This window comes from Symbioplanes lichenis (assembly GCF_030709675.1).
In the GTDB taxonomy this organism is placed as follows: domain Bacteria; phylum Actinomycetota; class Actinomycetes; order Mycobacteriales; family Micromonosporaceae; genus Actinoplanes; species Actinoplanes lichenis.
This window is the reverse complement of the sequence record NZ_JAUZQD010000002.1, coordinates 547,423-564,504: the sequence shown is the minus strand read 5'-3', so window position 1 is coordinate 564,504 and position 17,082 is coordinate 547,423. Positions and strand designations below refer to the sequence as shown.

Annotated in this window: 18 protein-coding genes; 15 read left to right on the top strand and 3 right to left on the bottom strand. The window is 69.2% G+C overall.

Annotation, left to right across the window (positions count from 1 at the left end):
- Position 1: 1 nt before the first annotated feature.
- A complete protein-coding gene (locus RAN62_RS06490) occupies positions 2 to 622 on the bottom strand; it encodes a class II aldolase/adducin family protein (RefSeq protein ID WP_305783548.1) in 621 nt (206 codons plus the stop codon).
- A gap of 367 nt (positions 623 to 989) precedes the next feature.
- Between RAN62_RS06490 and RAN62_RS06485 the strand changes: the two genes are divergently transcribed.
- The 12 genes from RAN62_RS06485 to RAN62_RS06430 are packed head-to-tail and all read left to right on the top strand — an operon-like array spanning position 990 to position 11,948.
- On the top strand, positions 990 to 1,244 hold the full coding sequence (locus tag RAN62_RS06485) for an acyl carrier protein (RefSeq protein WP_305783547.1): 255 nt from the start codon (positions 990 to 992) through the stop codon (positions 1,242 to 1,244).
- 2 nt (positions 1,245 to 1,246) lie between these two features.
- Positions 1,247 to 1,504 carry a phosphopantetheine-binding protein gene (locus RAN62_RS06480; RefSeq protein ID WP_305783546.1) on the top strand — a complete coding sequence of 86 codons (258 nt, stop codon included), beginning with the start codon at positions 1,247 to 1,249 and terminating at the stop codon, positions 1,502 to 1,504.
- Positions 1,501 to 2,637, top strand: coding sequence for a beta-ketoacyl-[acyl-carrier-protein] synthase family protein (locus RAN62_RS06475; protein WP_305783545.1), 1,137 nt, complete (start codon positions 1,501 to 1,503; stop codon positions 2,635 to 2,637). The genes RAN62_RS06480 and RAN62_RS06475 overlap by 4 nt, the downstream gene beginning before the upstream one ends.
- Positions 2,634 to 3,350, top strand: coding sequence for a beta-ketoacyl synthase chain length factor (locus RAN62_RS06470; protein ID WP_305783544.1), 717 nt, complete (start codon positions 2,634 to 2,636; stop codon positions 3,348 to 3,350). Before RAN62_RS06475 ends, RAN62_RS06470 begins: the two co-directional genes overlap by 4 nt.
- The gene (locus RAN62_RS06465) at positions 3,347 to 4,192 is read left to right on the top strand and encodes a 2-amino-3,7-dideoxy-D-threo-hept-6-ulosonate synthase (RefSeq protein ID WP_305783543.1); all 846 of its coding nucleotides are present in this window, start codon (positions 3,347 to 3,349) and stop codon (positions 4,190 to 4,192) included. The genes RAN62_RS06470 and RAN62_RS06465 overlap by 4 nt, the downstream gene beginning before the upstream one ends.
- 24 nt (positions 4,193 to 4,216) lie before the next feature.
- On the top strand, positions 4,217 to 5,344 hold the full coding sequence (locus RAN62_RS06460; RefSeq protein ID WP_305783542.1) for a 3-dehydroquinate synthase II family protein: 1,128 nt from the start codon (positions 4,217 to 4,219) through the stop codon (positions 5,342 to 5,344).
- Positions 5,341 to 6,702, top strand: coding sequence for a class I adenylate-forming enzyme family protein (locus tag RAN62_RS06455; protein WP_305783541.1), 1,362 nt, complete (start codon positions 5,341 to 5,343; stop codon positions 6,700 to 6,702). Before RAN62_RS06460 ends, RAN62_RS06455 begins: the two co-directional genes overlap by 4 nt.
- Positions 6,699 to 7,901, top strand: coding sequence for an enoyl-[acyl-carrier-protein] reductase FabV (gene fabV, locus RAN62_RS06450; protein WP_305783540.1), 1,203 nt, complete (start codon positions 6,699 to 6,701; stop codon positions 7,899 to 7,901). The genes RAN62_RS06455 and fabV overlap by 4 nt, the downstream gene beginning before the upstream one ends.
- Entirely contained in the window at positions 7,898 to 8,527 is a 630-nt protein-coding gene (locus RAN62_RS06445; RefSeq protein ID WP_305783539.1) for a 4'-phosphopantetheinyl transferase family protein, read from the top strand. The genes fabV and RAN62_RS06445 overlap by 4 nt, the downstream gene beginning before the upstream one ends.
- Positions 8,528 to 8,563: 36 nt before the next feature.
- Entirely contained in the window at positions 8,564 to 9,973 is a 1,410-nt protein-coding gene (locus RAN62_RS06440; RefSeq protein ID WP_305783538.1) for an FAD-binding oxidoreductase, read from the top strand.
- A complete protein-coding gene (locus RAN62_RS06435) occupies positions 9,970 to 10,797 on the top strand; it encodes a PhzF family phenazine biosynthesis protein (RefSeq protein ID WP_305783537.1) in 828 nt (275 codons plus the stop codon). The genes RAN62_RS06440 and RAN62_RS06435 overlap by 4 nt, the downstream gene beginning before the upstream one ends.
- 5 nt (positions 10,798 to 10,802) lie before the next feature.
- Positions 10,803 to 11,948 carry an acyl-CoA dehydrogenase family protein gene (locus RAN62_RS06430; RefSeq protein ID WP_305783536.1) on the top strand — a complete coding sequence of 382 codons (1,146 nt, stop codon included), beginning with the start codon at positions 10,803 to 10,805 and terminating at the stop codon, positions 11,946 to 11,948.
- Positions 11,949 to 11,951: 3 nt separating this feature from the next.
- Here RAN62_RS06430 and RAN62_RS06425 read toward each other — a convergent pair whose 3' ends face one another.
- Positions 11,952 to 13,121, bottom strand: coding sequence for a metal-dependent hydrolase family protein (locus tag RAN62_RS06425; protein WP_305783535.1), 1,170 nt, complete (start codon positions 13,119 to 13,121; stop codon positions 11,952 to 11,954).
- Positions 13,102 to 14,283, bottom strand: coding sequence for an LLM class flavin-dependent oxidoreductase (locus tag RAN62_RS06420; RefSeq protein ID WP_305783714.1), 1,182 nt, complete (start codon positions 14,281 to 14,283; stop codon positions 13,102 to 13,104). Before RAN62_RS06420 ends, RAN62_RS06425 begins: the two co-directional genes overlap by 20 nt.
- A 397-nt stretch (positions 14,284 to 14,680) precedes the next feature.
- Here RAN62_RS06420 and RAN62_RS06415 point away from each other — a divergent pair, with 397 nt between their 5' ends.
- The 3 genes from RAN62_RS06415 to RAN62_RS06405 all read left to right on the top strand — a co-directional run bounded on the left by RAN62_RS06415 (position 14,681) and on the right by RAN62_RS06405 (position 17,070).
- Entirely contained in the window at positions 14,681 to 15,367 is a 687-nt protein-coding gene (locus RAN62_RS06415) for a class I SAM-dependent methyltransferase (RefSeq protein WP_305783534.1), read from the top strand.
- A gap of 22 nt (positions 15,368 to 15,389) precedes the next feature.
- Positions 15,390 to 16,013, top strand: coding sequence for a VOC family protein (locus RAN62_RS06410; RefSeq protein ID WP_305783533.1), 624 nt, complete (start codon positions 15,390 to 15,392; stop codon positions 16,011 to 16,013).
- A 532-nt stretch (positions 16,014 to 16,545) separates the two neighbouring features.
- Positions 16,546 to 17,070 (top strand): flavin reductase family protein, encoded by a 525-nt coding sequence (locus tag RAN62_RS06405; protein ID WP_305783532.1) that lies wholly within the window; start codon positions 16,546 to 16,548, stop codon positions 17,068 to 17,070.
- Positions 17,071 to 17,082 lie beyond the last annotated feature (12 nt).

Here is a 17,082-nt window from a genome sequence, read left to right as displayed (position 1 = left end):
ATCAGCCGGAGATGTCTTTCGGGCCGCCCAGCGCAGCCGCGCCGAGGCCGAGCTGCGCGGCCTCCTCCACCAGGACCGCCGTGTGCAGCGCCTGCTTCACGGTCTCGTGGAAGGTCAGGACACCGTGGTTCTCGAGCAGGATCGCGGAGAGTCCCGGCCGCAGGGCCGCCCGGATGTGCTCCGCCGCGGCGGGAGTGCCCCGCCGCGCGTAGGGCACGACCGGGATGCCGTCGTCCATGCCGAAGATCACCAGCGGCTCCGCCCACGCCCGGATCGGCCGCCCGGCGACCGCGAAGGTCGTGGCCGCCGGTGAATGCGTGTGGATCACGCAGTGGACGTCGGGCCTGTACCGGTACACGGTGAGGTGCATGTCGACCGCGGCGGCGGAGAGGGGCGGCAGCGTGCCGTCCAGGACGCGGCCGGACAGTTCGAGGCGGACCACGGCCTCCGGCGGGAAGTCCCGGAGGCTCGGCGCCGCCGTGTAGTACACGACGTTGCCGTCGCCCGGCCGGATGCTCACGTTGCCGTGCCCGCTCAACGACAGAATGCGCGAGGCCGCGACGGCGCCTGCCGCGGCGACCAGCGCATCCCGATGGCTTGTTTCGTCCCCCGTCGGATCCACCTTGCTCACCTTCGTCCGGCGCGCTCGCCCGGCCGGCGGACGCTTCCCAAGCTATAGCGAAGATCCATTCGGGCGTCATGATATATCGATACCCGCCAACGCGCTACAGCGCGATGCGTGGCGCGGCCGGGGGTGCTGGGGCTTCGGCCGACCCGCCGGGGACCGGGTGCGGCGGGGGCTATACATGTAGCGAAACTCGTCTATTGTGTAATGCAGCCGGTGTGGTGATCACGGTCGGTCCGACGCGGTGCCTGCGCCCCCTGACGGAGTCGCACGGGCGGCCAGGGGATCGCGGGCCGGATGCAGTCGAAATATTTTCCACACGCTGACGCAGTCGCGTTCTGAGCGAATGTTGGTTGGAGACTCCATGGCGTCCACGACGGAATTCATCATTCACGTCCTTCGCGACAAGATGCAGATGCCCACGGACGGTGTGTCGCCCCGGACGCCGCTGGGAACCGGCGGCCTGGACCTCGAGTCGATCGGCTTCACCGAGCTCGCGATGCACTGCGAAGAGGGCCTGGGTGTCGCGATACCCGATGATGAACTGGGACTTCTTCCCGGCATGACGGTGCAGGGGCTGGCCGGTTACCTGGACGCCCGCGCCGCCGCCGGGGTGTGATGATGGGTCCGCTGGTCACCGGGGCCGAGCTGGCGGACCTCCTGGCGGAGGCCGTGCCGGACGGGCCGAGAATTGCTGATCCGGAAACTCCTTTCACGCTCGACTCGCTCCGTCTGACCTGGTTCTGCCATGTTGTCCACCAGCGCTACGGGGTTTCTCTCGACGATGACGACGCCATGCGGTTCGAGGGCGGGACAACCATTAGCGAATTGGTGGACCTGATCAACGATATGGCCCGCGGTCACGAGGCGTCACCGTGACCGTCGAGGTGGCCGTATCCGGCTTCGGGGTATTTAGTGCATTCGGTTCAGGATCGAGTTCCCTGGCTGGCGGAGTGCTTTCCGGGCGGCACGGATTCAGCGAGATCAAGCGATTTGACGCGACTCGATTCCGGGCCCGTTACGGCGGTGTTTCGGCCGACGCCGGCCCGCTCGCCGACACCTTCGTGGAGGTCGCGCACGAGGCGGTCGCGATGGCCGGCATCGACCAGGCCGGACCGGCCGCGGTCCTGCTCGGGACGCAGGGCGACTGGACCGGGCTGACGCGCTACTGGCGCCATGGCGAGACCGCCGGACTGCGGGCCGCTACCGCCGCTCACCACGCTCAGTTCATCGCCGGCGAACTCGGGCTGGGCGGCGAGCGGCGACGGGCCTTCACCAACGGATGTGTCGCCGCGACGACGGCGATCATCCAGGGCTGCCAGCTGATCGCCGCCGGCCGGGAGCGGACGGTCCTGGCCGGCGGCGGATATCTGGTCGACGAGGAGTTCTTCGCCAAGTTCGACTCCGGTCGCGCGCTGACCACCGCGTCCGTCGTCCGGCCGTTCAGCAAGGGCCGGACAGGCCTGCTGCTCGGCGACGGGGTGGGCGTGCTGGTCCTCGAGCCGGCCGCCGCCGTCCGGGCCCGCGGGGCGGAGCCGCTCGCCATCGTCGCGGGCTGGGGTCAGGCCTCGGATGCGTACCACGTGTGCCGCCCGCACCCGGACGGCGCGGGCATGGCCCGCGCCATGACGCTCGCCATGGGCCGGGCCGGGGCGTCCGCCGCGGACATCGACTACGTCAATGCGCACGGCACCGGGACACCGGTCAACGACCCCGCCGAGACGGCGGCCCTCCGGGCGGTTTTCGGCGACGCGCTGCCCCCGGTCAGCTCGACCAAGTCGATGACCGGACACGCGCTGGAGGGATCGGGAGCGCTGGAGGCGGTGATCTCGATGCTGGCGCTGCGGGACGGCGTCATACCGCCGACGGCCGGCTTTCTGGAGCCGGACGCCGACTGCGTGCTGGACTGTGTGCCCAATCGTCCCCGGCCGGCGGACCTGCGACAGGTGATGAGCGTGTCCGCGGCCTTCGGTGGCGTCAACGCCGCACTCGTCCTGAGGCGGCCGGGATGAGTCTTCGCCCGCGCGCCGCGGCCGCGATCGGACCGTGGGGTGACGATTTGGCCGATGCGCCCGGCTGGATCGATGCCGGCTGCCCGGTGCCGGACGATCGCCGCAGCCCGATCGATCTGCCGATGGTGCCGGGTTTCATCGAGTCACGCTTCAACCCGCTCGTCCATCGCGCCATGGCAGCATGCCTGGGCACGCTGGATCCGGCGAGCGGCTCCACGACCGGTGTGGTGCTCGCCTCGGTCCTCGGCGACACCACGACCGCCGACCGGGCGAGCGTGGCTGTGGCCGCCGGCCGGCGGCCTCAGCCGCTCCTGTTCTACCAGTCGGTGCCGACCTCGGTGCTGGGCCATGTCAGCGCGGCGTACGGCATCACCGGACCCATGGTCTGTGTCAGCGGCACCTCCGGCCTCTACGCGGACGCCGTGGAGACAGCTGACCTCATGCTCGCGGAGCCCGAGGTCAGTCGCGTCCTGCTCGTCTATGTCGACATCGGTGCCGAGCAGCGACCCCTCGAGTCGCTGCGGCAGCTGGAGTCACACGGGGAACAGCCGGCACCCGGCTACGAATGTTGCGTTGCCGTTCTGGTGGACGCTGACGGGTACGGCAAGATCCCGGCACCGCCGTCCTCGCTGCAGCCGCCCCACCCTCTGGCCGGCTTTCTCGCCCTGGCCGGGGTTCAGCCCGATCAGCGACAGACATGGGGGGTTCGATGAGCATCTCATCCGCTTCGGCCCGGGACACCCGGGCAGACGGCGTTCCGGCGCTGTACCGCGACGCCGCCGCGGGACCGGGTAAGCTGCGCCGGCTCGGCCGGCTCGGTCACGACGACGGCCGGTTCCTGTTCGTTCCCATGGATCATTCGATCTCCGACGGGCCCATCGCCTCCGTGCCGAAGTTCCGGCGGATCGTGACGGAAGTCGCGGCAGCCGGTGCGGACGCGATCGTCGTACACAAGGGTCGTGCTGCCACGATCGCCGACCTTCCCCTGGGCACGTGTGCGTTGATCGTCCACCTGTCGGCGAGCACCCGCAACGCACCCGATGCGGACGCCAAGGTGCTGGTCGGCAGCGTCGAGGACGCCGTGCGGCTGGGCGCCGACGGGGTGAGCATCCACGTCAATTTCGGCTCGGCCACCGAGAGCGAGCAACTGCGCGACTTCGGTGACGTGGCCACGGCCTGCGCCACGTTCGGGATGCCGCTGCTGGCGATGGTCTATGCGCGCGGGCCGAACGTCGCCGACCCGCTCGATCCGGTCCTGCTGTCCCACATCACCAACGTCGCGGTCGATCTCGGAGCGGACATCGTGAAGACCTCGCCACCCCGGCTCACCGACGAGTTGCCGGCGATCGTCGACAACTGCGCCGCACACCTCGTCATCTCGGGCGGCCCCCGCGCCGATGACGACGACTACGGACTGATCCGGCTGGCCGAGGACGCGGTCGCCGCCGGCGCCGCCGGCCTCGCCGTCGGCCGGCGCGTCTGGGCCGACCCCGACCCGGCCGGCGTCGTCGGCGCCCTGACCAACGTCGTCCACCCGGCCCGCGCCCACCGCTGATCCCGACTGCCCACGGAGGATTCGATGAGAAGCACCTGGATTGATCTGCGCAAGGCGCCGGCTGACGCGGCGGGAGCCGTCTGCCAGGCCGCATTGCACGGGCGGGCCGATGCCGTCGTCGACGGCGATCCCGGCCGCCTCGGCGACCTGCCCCCGACCGTGCTGCGGGTCTACGCGGGACCGGAGACCGAGCAATGGCGTGCGCACCCCGCCGGGATCACCGACCCCGCCGTCCACAACGCGGACGTCCTGCTCCTGCCCGTCGACAGCGCGGACGACCTGGAAACGGCTCACCAGCTCCAGATTCCGGTGGCCGCGTTCGTCCGCGTACGGGATCAGGAGTCCTTGACGCTGGCCTGCGCCAGCGCGGCGCGGATGCCACGGACGGTCGTCGAGTTCACCGATCCGACCAAGATCCCCCTGGAAATCGTGATCGCCGCTGCCGACAAGTCGAGCGGTGAACTCATCTGCGTGGTCAGTGACGCCGTGGAGGCCGAGATCGTCCTCGGCGTTCTGGAGAAGGGTTCGGAGGGTTTGCTGCTCGCCCCCGAGCGGCCCGCGCAGGTGCTGGAGCTGCAGGCCGTGGTCGCCGACGTGTCGCCGCCCCTCAAACTCGCCACGCTCGTCGTCGAGTCGATCGAGCACGTTGGTCTCGGCGACCGGGTATGCATCGACACCTGCAGCCACTTCGACGAGAACGAGGGCATCCTCATCGGCTCGTTCGCCCACGGTTTCATCCTGTGCTGCAGCGAGACGCACCCCCTGCCCTACATGCCGACACGGCCCTTCCGGGTGAACGCCGGTGCGCTGCACTCCTATGTGCTGCAGGGGGACAACCGCACGAACTACCTCTCCGAGCTGCGTGCCGGCATGACGGTTCTGGCGGCGAACACCGAGGGCGTGACGCGGAAGCTCGTCGTGGGCCGGGCGAAGCTCGAGCGGCGGCCGTTGCTGCAGGTGACCGCGAACGCCGCCGACGGCCGGCAGGTCTGCATCGCCGTCCAGGACGACTGGCATGTACGCCTGCTGGGTCCCGGCGGCACGGTGCTGAACGTCACCGAGCTGAAGCCGGGCACCGAGCTGCTGGGCTATGTCGCCGAGGACCGGCGGCACGTCGGCTATCCGGTCGACGAGTTCTGTCTCGAACGATGACCGCGGACTGGCTGGTGGACCTGCTCGCTCCGGCACCGGATCGGGCGCTGGCCGTGATTTCGCCGGATGGCCTGGTCACCTATCGTGAACTGCGGTCGAAGGTGACCGAGTGGCGGAAGGCTCTCGCGACCGCAGCCGCGGACGGTCCGGTGGCGGTGCAGCTGGGGCCGAGCGTGACGACCGTCGCCGTCGTTCTGGCCGTGCTGGGCCTGGGGACCCCACTGCAGTTGGTGGATCCCCGCCTCAGCGAGGCCGAGCGGGAACGACATCTGCGTGCCGTACCGCCGGCCGTGGTGGTCACCGGGCGCACCGGTCACATCATGACCCGGTTCGAGGCCGACCCCGACGTCAAGGTGCTCGACTGGGCGCCGGCCGGGCTGCCGGGCGGGCCGCACGCCCTGGTGCAGTTCAGTTCCGGTTCCACCGGCGAGCCGAAGGTCATCGGCCGCCGGGCCGAGGGTCTGCGGGCGGAACTGGCGGCGTTCGCCGACGTGCCCGGCTGGACGACGCGGGACGACGTCGTGCTGGTGCTCAATTCCCTGGCCCACAGCTTCGGGCTGCTCGGCGCCGTACTGCACGGCCTACGATCGGGCGCGACCCTGGCGTTCGCGCGGTCCGCACGGCCGCACGATCTGCAGGCCGCCGCCGAGCGACTGCGGCCGACGCTGATCAGTGGCGTGCCCGCGCACTTCGATCTGCTGGCCACGCTACCGCCGGGAACTCTGCGTGACGTGCGGGCGGTGGTGTCCGGCGGCGAGCTGATGTCCGAGCGGACCTACGACACCTTCACGCGCGCCCACGGTGTCGTCCCCGGTCAGTCGTACGGGCTCACGGAGCTCGGCATGGTCGCCATGGACGTGGCCGGCGCACATGCACCCGCTGTCGGCCCGGTCATCGGCGGACATGACGTCGTCATCGATGACGGCGAGGTCACCGTCGCGACTCCGGCGTCGCCGTACCTCACGTCGGCGGGCTCCGAACGCTACCGTGACGGTCGCCTGCACACCGGTGACCGGGGCAACCTCGACCAAGGTGTCCTCCGGGTCCGTGGACGGTCCGACCCGGTCGTCGTGGTCGGCGGGCTGAAGTTCGAGTTGTCCGAGGTGGAGGCCGTCCTGCGGGCCGCCCCGGGCGTCGACGAGGTGGTCGTCGTCAGCCGCAACGGCGTCGTCGAGGCGTACGTGGGCAGCCGGAGCGGGGCGACACCCAGTTCCCTGCATCGATGGTGCGCGCAGCGCCTCGCGAACTTCAAACGGCCCAGTACGGTCGTCGTCCGCGGCGCGCTGCCGCGCACCGTGAACGGGAAACTGGTCAGGCGCCCGGAGGTCCTGGCCGGCGGCGACGCGGGGCCGACATGAGCGGACCGGTCCGGCCGGCCTTCCGCGGAGCCGTGTCCGCGACAGCACATCCGGACGGCTGTGCCGAACACGTCCGCTCCTGGATCCGCCGATCCGAGCGCAGGGAGCCGGCCGGACGACCGCCGCGGGTGCTGGTCGTCGGCGCGTCCGGAGGACTGGGCCTGGCCGCGCGGATCGCCGCCTCCTTCGGCGCCGGCGCGCGCTCGGTCGGTGTGTGCCTGGAACGCCCGGGTACCGCCGACCGCCCCGGATCAGCCGGTTGGTACCGGGTGGTCGCCTTCGAGCAGGAGGCCGAGAGAGCAGCCGTCCCCTCGGTCACCGTCGTGGGTGATGCCTTCGCCGACGAGACCAAGCGCCGCACCTGCGAGGCCGCCGCCCGGCTGCTCGGTCAGGTCGATCTCCTGGTCTATGCGCTGGCCACCGGCCGCCGCCGGGACAGCCGTACGGGTGTGGTGCGCCGCTCGGTGCTGAAGACCATCGGGGCACCGTTCCGCGACAAGTCGTTCGATCTGCTCACGCGGCGGGTGGCGATCAGCACGGTGGATCCGGCGACGCCCCAGGAGATCGACGACACGGTCGCGGTCATGGGGGGCGAGGACTGGGCGGGCTGGATCGAGGCGCTGGGCGAACACGACCTCATCGCGGACGGCATGCGGACGGTCGCGCTGTCCTACGAGGGACCTCGCCGGCTGCATCCGACGTATCGGGACGGCACCATGGGCCGCGCCAAACGCGACCTCGAAGCCACCGCCGGGCGGCTCGGCCCGCTGCTACGAGCCCGTCACGGGGGCACTGCCCGGATCGCGGTCATGCGGGCGCTGGTGACCCAATCCAGCGTCGTCATACCGATGAGCGCCCTCTACACCGTCCTGCTGCTGCGCGTCGCGGCGGAGAGGGGCGCGGGCGAGGACACCCTGGACCAGGGAGAACGGCTGATGAGGTCGATGGGCGTACCGGACGGATGCGCGAGTGACGCGCGCAACCGTCTCCGCTTGGACGATCTCGAGATGCACCCGGACCTGCAGGCCGAGTTGTGGCGTCGATGGGACCTGGCGGACACCGCCAACCTGGCGGACATCGGTGACATCGCGACATTCGACAGGGAACTGCGCGCGGTGTACGGCTTCGGACTACCTGAGGTCGACTACGCGGCGCCGGTCGACCTGGTCCGGCAGGCGGCCAACGTGGTGATGGCATGACAGACGTCCCGGTCCGGATAGTGGTGGCGAAGCTTCCCCCGGATCCACCGCCCGCGAGCCTGTTCACTGTAGTGTCGCCGCAGGAGCGCGAGTCCTCCCGCACGTTCCGGACGGCCGACAGGCGAGCTCAGTTCCTGGCCGGCCGACTGCTGGCCCGGCACGCCCTTCGGCTCATGACCGAGGCGGAGGCGCGGGCCACGGTTCTCCGGGACGAGCGAGGGCGGCCGTTCTTCGCCCCGCCGTACGACGGTGTCCACCTCACCATCGCGCACACCTCCTCGGTGGTGGTGGCCGGCTGTTCGCCGGAGCCGATCGGCATCGACGTGGAAACCCTGCGGGACATCCCGTATGCCGCCCGGCTGGCGGTGCGCACTCTCCCGGCGGCGCTGGCGGCCGAGGTCGCGGCGACTCCGGTGGAGCGGCGATCACGTGCCTTTCTCCGGCACTGGACAGCGCTCGAGGCACGCGCCAAGGTCACCGGGGCGGGCGTCCAGACCCTGTTCCGGGTCGATCCCGACCCGGCCGTACACATACGGCATGTGCCGGTCGGCGCCGGCTCCGTGGTGGCGCTGGCCGCCTTGCAGCCCAACGTACGGGAAGTGGTGGATGACAGTGAGCTTTGGTGAATTCCCGTCCCTTTCGCCTGTCCCCGGAGGCCGGCCATGACGGTCCAGGTTTCCAGCCGCGCGGTCCTGGCCGAACTGGCCGGATCCTTCACTGGTGAGGTGCTGACCCAGTCGGACCCCGGCTACGACGACGCGCGCACGATCTGGAACGCGGATGTGACCCGGCGGCCCGCCCTGATCCTGCGTTGCCGCCGAACCGAGGACGTCGTGACCGCGGTTCGCTTCGCGCGCCGGCACGGGTTCGAGGTGTCGGTGCGAGGCGGCGGTCACAACATCGCCGGCACCGCGCTCTGTCACGGCGGCGTCATGATCGATCTTTCGCTGATGAGGCACGTCCAGGTGGACGCCGGCCGTCGGCGGGCCGTCGCCGAGCCGGGTGCCACCTGGTTCGACATGGACACCGCGACACAGCGGGCCGGACTGGCCACCCCGGGCGGGGTGGTGTCCAGCACCGGGGTGGCCGGTCTGACGCTCGGCGGTGGCTTCGGATGGCTGTCCCGCAGGTTCGGCTGGGCCTGTGACAATCTCGAGGCCGTGGAGCTCGTCACGGCCGCCGGCCTTCGCGTACGGGCGGACGAGACGGAGAACTCGGAGCTCTTCTGGGGCATCCGTGGTGGTGGAGGCAACTTCGGGGTGGTCACCTCGTTCCGCTTCCGCCTGCATCCGGTCACCCACGTCTACGCAGGATTTCTGGTCTACGAGATGGACCGGGCCGCGGAGGTCCTGCGATATTGCCGCGACCTGATGAACACCGCACCCGACGCTCTGTGTTTTGTCATCTCGCTGGGGCCGCCGCCGCAGCACGATCGCCTGCCGTTGGCGATGATCGGAAAACGCGTGCTGCGTGTCAGTTTCTGCCACTCGGGCCCGATCGACGAGGCGCGTACGACGATCGCCAGGTTCGCCACCCGGCATCGACCACGGATGGCGCAGTACTCGACGGTCTCCTACGGCGAGGTACAGAAGATGCTCGACAGAGGCGCCCGGTTCGGGCTGGCGCACTACTCGAAGTCACACTTCCTGCCCGATCTGCCGGACGAGGCCATCGAAACCATGATTCACCACGTCCAGCGGGCCATCTCCCCGATGTCGCGAGCGGTCCTGCACACCTGCGGGGGCATGCCGAGCCGGCTGCCCGAGGACGCGACCGCCTTCGGGCACCGCGGCGCGCGGTACAACCTGCAGATCGATGCCACGTGGCAGCCGGGTGATGACCGTACAGGGGAACTCGCGTGGGCCCGGGACTTCGGCGTCGCCATGCAGCCGTTCGGCAGTGGCGGCGTCTATGTCAATTTCCTCAGTGACCACGACGACCCGGCGGGTGTCCTGGCGGCGTACCAGGGCGATCGGCTACTGCGTCTGCGCCGGCTGAAGAGTCGGTACGACCCCGACAACTTCTTCCGCCACAATCAGAACATCTCCCCGCTGCCGGTGGACGAGCGATGACCGCTGCCGCGCCGCCGCCGTACCTTGTCGATGCCTTCGTCACCGACGACGGCGGCGGCAACCGGGCGGCGGTCGTCCTGATCGACGAGTCCCGGCCCGACGAGTGGCTCCAGTCCGTCGCCGCGGACCTCGGTGCTCCGGCGACCACGTTCGTCCGGCGCCGGGACGACGGGAGCTGGGCGTTGCGATGGTTCAGCCCGTTCACGGAGCTGCGGTCGTGCGGTCACGGGACGCTCGCTGCCGCTCAGGTGCTCAGCCAGGAATTTCGCGTACCGGCACCGCTGCACTTCGCGACGGCGCTCGGCCCGGTCAGCGCCGATCGAGCGGCTGACGGGTTCCGCTTCAACTTCCCGGCCCAGACCACCGAGCCGTGGAGCCTGCCGGCGTGGGCGTGGGACGCACTCGGCCTCCGGCCGGTCGAGGTACGGCGGTCCGGGCGGCACTGCCTCGTGCGGGTGGCGGAGGTGGCCGACGTGCTCGGGGTCCGGCCGGATCTGGCGGCGCTTCGCCGGCTGCCGACGATCGGCCTGGCCGTCACGACGCAGGGCAGCGGACGCTTCGACATCGTGACCCGATGGTTCGTCGCCCGGGAAGGTGTCGAGGATCAAGCAACCGGGACGGCGCACACGCTGGTGGGGCCGTTCTGGGCGGAACGTCTCGCGAGGCCGGACCTGACCGCCTGGCAGGCCTCCGAACGAGGTGGCCACCTGACCGTCACCGTGGCGGGCGACCAGGTCCTGCTGGGTGGTCGTGCGGTGACCATCGTCCGGGGCGAGCCGGTCGATCCATGGAACTCAGGAACAGTGCGAGGAGTGCAGGATTGAACGACATGTCGCACGCGGGGACGCCGCCGGAGCACGTCGACGTCGTGGACCGGGCGAAGGGTCTGATGACGGCGGTCCGGGCGGCCGCCGACACCGTCGAGCAGCAGCGCCGGATCACCCCGGAGATCCTGGCTCAGCTGCGTGACGCCGGCCTGTTCCGGATGTGTGTGCCCCGGAGCGTGGGCGGACTCGAGGAACGACCGGACAAACTCTTGAGGGTGGTGGAGGAACTGGCCACGGCGGATGCGGCGACCGCCTGGTCCGTCATGATCGGCGCCACCAGTGCGATCACGTCGGGCTATCTGGCGCCGGCAGTCGCACGGCAGGTGTACGGCGATCCGTCGGCGATATCGGTGGGACCGTTCGCCCCCCTGGGCAAGGCAACGCCGGAGGACGGGGGGTTCCGGCTCACCGGTCGCTGGCCGTTCGTCAGCATGTGCCAGGACGCCACCTGGATCATGGGCGGCGGTGTCGCGGACGCGGGACGGCGGTTGCTGTTCCTGTTTCCGGCGGAGCAAGGGACCGTGCACGACACTTGGAAGGTCATGGGGTTGCGGGGAACCGGTAGCCATGACGTCGAAGTGGACGGGCAGTGGATACCGTCGGAGTTCACCGTCCCGCTCCAGTTCGACCAGCCGGTCGAGGCCGGGACGCTTTACCGCTTTCCGGTGCTCGGCCTGCTCTCCGCGGCCATCGCGTCGGTTGCTCTCGGCGCGGCCCGGGGTGCGGTGGAGGACATCATCGACCTCGCCGGCGTCAAGACCCCGACCTACGGGGTACGCAAGCTCCAGGAACGCCCCATGGTCCAGCTGCAGATCAGCCAGGCCCTGGCGGAGGTGGAGGCGGCGCGAGCATCGTTGCGTGAGGGCGTCGCCGTGGCCTGGACCAACGCCGCAAGCGGCGACGAGGTGGGTTTGCCGGCCCGGGCGGCATTGCGACGGGCGGCCGTGCACGCCGCCGGGGCCGCGGCCAGGGCGGTCGACCTGATGTACACCGTGGGCGGGGGCACATCACTGTACGAACGAAGCCCGCTGCAACGGCGGTTCCGGGACGTGCACGCTGCCACTCAGCACGTCATGGTGGGGCAGGGTGTCATGGAGACCGCCGGTCGGGCCCTGCTCGGTCTGCGGGTCGAGCCGGGCCAGCTGTGAAGCTCAGCGGACCCGGGCACCGTTCAGGATGACCGCTCGTACGGCGCGCAGGGCACCGAGTTCCGTCAGCGGATCACCACCGACCGCAATGATGTCGGCGTCCGCGCCGGCGATCAGCCGGCCCTTGGCCGGAACGCCGCAGCAGTCGGCGGCCACGGAAGTCGCCGAGCGTAGCGCCTCGGCGTTGCTCATCGCGGCGGCGCGGGCCATCTCCTCGATGCCGAAGGACAGAACGTCGTGCGGCTTGGCCGGCGAGATGCCCGCATCCGTGCCGGCCACGAGACGTACGCCGCGCCGGTGCATGTCCCGCATCAGATCATCGGCCAGCGCCAGCCGTTTCGCCACGGCGGCCGGTGGAGGTGGCGATCCGGGCACGGCGCCCATGGTGGGGCACACCCACACTCCCCGCCGGGCGATGTCGTCGATCGTCGCCGGATCCGGTTCGATGCCGTCCGCCACCCAGAACTTGGCGTGTTCCAGGCCGTCGGCGCCCGCTCTGACCGCTGCCCGTATCCCGTCGCGCGCGTGGGCGTGGACGGTGACCGGGACGCCGTGGGCGTGTGCCTCCTCGACCGCCGCCCGGATCTCCCGATCCTGGAACTGCACGTGCAGCGGATCGCTGCCCGGAGTCATCGAGCCCCCGGTTCCCATCATCTTGATCACGTCGACGCCGCGTTCGATCAGGGCTCGCACGGCGGTTCGTATCTTGCCTTCGCCGTCGGCCACACCGCCCATGAAGTGGCAGTGGCCGTCCGGGGACGTGATCGGTGGCCCCGCCACGAGCATGTGCGGGAGCCGGACCCCGCCGTTTCCGGCCGCGTCCCGGAGATCCAGCGTGCTCAGCCCTTTGCCGCCGAGGTCACGAACGGTGGTTATGCCCGCTGACAGCGCCCGCGCGGCGTTCTCCCGCATCGTAGCGAGAAGATCAGCCGGGCCGGCTGCCAGAAACGGCGAGACCGGGTCCTGGCTCGCATCGAAACCGAGATGCACGTGGGTGTCGATAAGGCCCGGGAGCAGTGTCGCACCCGGCATCACCAGCTCTTCGGCATCCGCCGGGACGGCTCCGCCGGAAGACACCGACAGGATCCGTCCCTCGTCGATCACGACGGTAGGGTTTCCCAGCGCGACCGACGAGAGGCCGTCGAACAGCCGATCAGCGCGAAGGGCCAGCATCGATACCTGCAGCGGGGGAGTTCCGTGCGTTTCCGTACTCCTGGATCTCGCGATGGATCGCGCCCGCGGTGTCACTGACCCACTGGGTCATGCCAGGAGTGGCCGACGGCCATTCCCGCAGCCAGCGGTTCGAGGCCAGCGGGGCGTCCAGCTGTCCTTGAAAGTGCGGCGCGACCTCTTCCGCGAAGATCTGATACGACTCCAGAGTCGCTCGGCGGTTCGCGAGCTCCGCGCCCTGCAGCAGGTAGCAGCCGAACCCGCCGGACCGCTCCTGCAGCCGGCCGATCGTGTCGACCGCCATCGCCGGCGTGCCGATGACGCCTCCCCCCAGACCGTTGATCTGATCGATCATGTCGTCGAAAGTGGTCGCATCGAGGGTCGGCAGGGGAATGATGTGGCTGAGGTAGTCGAAGACCCGGCCGAGTCCGAACTTGACGTTCTCGCGGGCCTCGGCCTCCGTGCGGGCGATGTGCACGGGCGCCATCATCCGCCAGTTCGCCCGGTTCACCGTCTTGCCGTTCAGCGCCGCTTGCTCCTCCATCACGGACCAGTGGTCGCGGAGTTTGCCGAAACCGTCGGGATGCCACGCGGCGATCGACAACAGACCAAGCCCGTGCCGCCCGGCCGTCGCGGGCCCGGCAGGAGAGATCGACGCGGCGACCGCCATCTCCGGCAGCGGCTGGGTGTACGGCGCCATCTGCAACCGGGCCTGGTTCAGCGTGCACCAGTCCGACTTGAACGTTACCGGCTCACCGCCGGCCAGCAGGTGCAGGATCACCTCGATGCCCTCGCGCATCATCCGCCGTTGCTCGCCGGCGTCTATGCCGAGCATCAGGGCGTCGGAGGCCAGCTGGCCGGGTCCGAAGCCGAACATCGTCCGGCCGCGGGAGAGATGATCCAGAAGGACCATGCGCTGCGCGGTCATGAAGGGGTTGTGATAGGGAACGGAAAGGACGCCGGTGCCGAGCCTGATGTGCTTGGTGCGTTCGGCCGCGAAGGCAAGAAATAATTCCGGGCTGCCCACCAGCTCGAACCCGCCGGAATGGTGTTCACCGACCCAGGCCTCGGCAAAACCCCAGCGGTCCATCCACTCGATCAGCTCAAGGTCTTTCTCGAGAGCCACGGTGGGGCTCTGGCCCACTGGGTTAATGGGAAACAGCATGCTTCCGAAACGCAACGGAGCAGCCAAGATCAACGTCCCTTCGATGGAAGGTCGGGCCGATCGAGAGATGGGACATCAGCCTGCTGATGGGCCCGAAATGGGCTGAACGATCTTCACGCGCCACTGTGGACTATAGATTGCACATGGACGACCGTCAACGTGTGTAAATGAGACCGCCTCATAGGGGCGGGGCAGTTGCAGCCCTCCGGGCAATGGCATAGGCTGGTATCGGCCGCAGTGGACAGGCGGCATCGCAGCTTTGCATCGGGGGGTTTTGTTGCTGTCGGAGCCGCTGTTCGAAAGTTCGGCTTGGCTGGATGCGGTATCCCGGTGGAGCTGCCGGGACAGGCAGGGCGGCGGGTGCGCCTGGTACCACGGGACGTGGCAGTACCTGCGCATGATCGATCTGGTCTCCAACCCGGCCTGGCACCACGATTTCCTGTGCGAGATCCTGCCCGGTGCGGCCGGTGAGCTGATCACTCCCCGCGTGCTTGTCAGTGGCTGCGCCGACTACTCTCTGTATGCGCACTCCGCGTTCGCGCTGGGCGGCCGGGCCGCCATGACGACCCTCGACTGGTGCCCCACGCCCCTGGCCGCGACGGAGTGGTACGCGCGGCGCGCCGGCCTGTCCCGCCCCGAACTGCTGCTCGAAGACGCTGTCCTGCACCAGCCGGAAGAGCCGTACGACGTGATCGTCAGCGATTCGTTCCTGCCCCGTTTCACGCCGGAGGCGATGCGCAAGCTCGTGGACGGCTGGCGGAAGTCACTCCGGGACGGCGGCACGATAGTTACTACTGTCCGTATTCGATCCCGCTCGGGTGCCACCGCCGGCGGACGCGGCTCCGCGGTTGACGAGTGGCGGCGGAGAGCGCAGGACAGCGCGCCGTACTGGAACGCCCTCTCCACCCTGCCGCACGCCGAGCTGGTGGAGCGGGTCGTCTACTTCGCCGAGCATCAGGAACGCACACTGGTGTACGAGCAGGGCGATCTCGAAGACATTTTGCGGCTCGGCGGATTCGACAACGTGGTTTGCCGCCTCGCCGACATCAACGGAAAGCGGTTCGCTCGGATAGTAGCCTCATGACCGCAAGGTGAGAGGAATCCATATGCAGGTCAGCAGCACGCCGCCGTTCGCCGTCCGAGGAATCGACCATCTGGCGGTCGGTACCGCCGACATGGCGGAAAGTCTCCACTTCTACGTCAAGGTGCTCGGTTTCGAGCTGATCATGGCGCGGAAGAGTCACCCGGCCGCCGACGAGGACCACCCGCTGGTGAGCGATGACGATCCCGACAAAGAGAAGGCGGCGTTTCGCCGCCCGCCCGGAGCCCCGCAGTACGACAGTATTCGTCACTATTGCCTGGACATGGGAAACGACACCGTCTTCAGTCTCTTCGAATACCCGCCAGAAGCCCCGCAGGCGGTGCGCGACTCCGTGGCCGGCCTTCAACACATCGCATTCCACGCCGAACGCCCAGAATTCGACAAGGTGCGGAGCCGGCTCGATGAGTTCGGCATCGAATACCTTGGGCCGCTCTATCTTGGCGACGGCCACACCAGCATCAATCTCTTCGATCCGTCCGGGCTCCGCCTGGAGATCGTGACAGCCGGCGACGGCCCGAGTTACCAGTCGGTCGACCGGGCCCGGATGCCCGAGGACCTCGTGCGCGAGGAGCTGCGCACCCTGTACAAGACCGAGGTCGAGATCGACGACATCCTCGCTCGAAGCTGATCCTGCCGCAGGTGAGCGACTGCCCGATTCCGAACGAACGAACGGGCGGGCCGGCCGGCGGTGGTGTGCCGGACGATCAATGTGAGGCAGCGTTCGCCGCGCGCCCCCAATTCTGTGTGCCGTGCGAGTGGGTGTGTTGTCGTCGCCCGGGCGGACGACGGCCGCGGCCGTGCTCCGGGCCGAATGCGCCGAGCACTATTCGCACAAAAGGCGATCAGATTTTCCGGCCAGGGAATTGTCGAGAGCAAGATATCGACTACCATAATTGTGAGACGGATCGAGGATTCGCAGCGTCGTCCCGGCCCGTTTCGCTATCCGAATGGGAGGAGGTGGATCACATGCCGAAGCGTACCAAGCGTCCGGTGAAGCCGGTTTCTCAGAGCAGCGTCCTGCGCCACCTCGGCTGAGCGCAGAACGGGGAGCCGGATCCACTTCCGGTTCCCCGTTCCGCCGTTTCGTACCACTCGGTCACCGCAGGGCAACGGCCGGGAACGAATGTCGTGAAAACTGGTTCACCCGAGGGGATGCCCGGATGGAGGCACTGTCGGACGACGCCACCTCGGAGCGGGTCGATGTAGCGCTTTTCCGCCACGTCGTCTCGCACTTCTGCAGCGGCGTCGTGGTGCTGACGGCCACTACGCGATCCGGCCCGGCGGGTTTGACCTGTCAATCGTTTCTATCGCTTTCGCTGGATCCGCCGCTGGTTTTGTTCAGCGTGGCGCGTAGCTCTCACAGCTGGTCACTCATTCGCGAGAGCGGGTGCGTCGCCGTCAACATCTTGCACGCCGGGCAGCGCGCCGAGAGCCAGGCTTTCGCGGCCAGCGGCACGGACAAGTTCGCGGGCCGGGCCTGGCGGCTGGGAGCGCATGGCGCCCCGCTGCTGACCGGGGCGCTGGCTCACGTCCAGTGCCGGCTCGAGGCCGTGCACGACGGCGGAGATCACGAGGTGGGCATCGCGCGGGTGCTGGCCGTCGAGGCCTCCTCCGAGCGGCGCGATCCCCTGCTCTACTACCGCAGCGAGTACTGCGGCATCGGCGATCGGATGACGGCCGACTAGCTTGATGTTGAC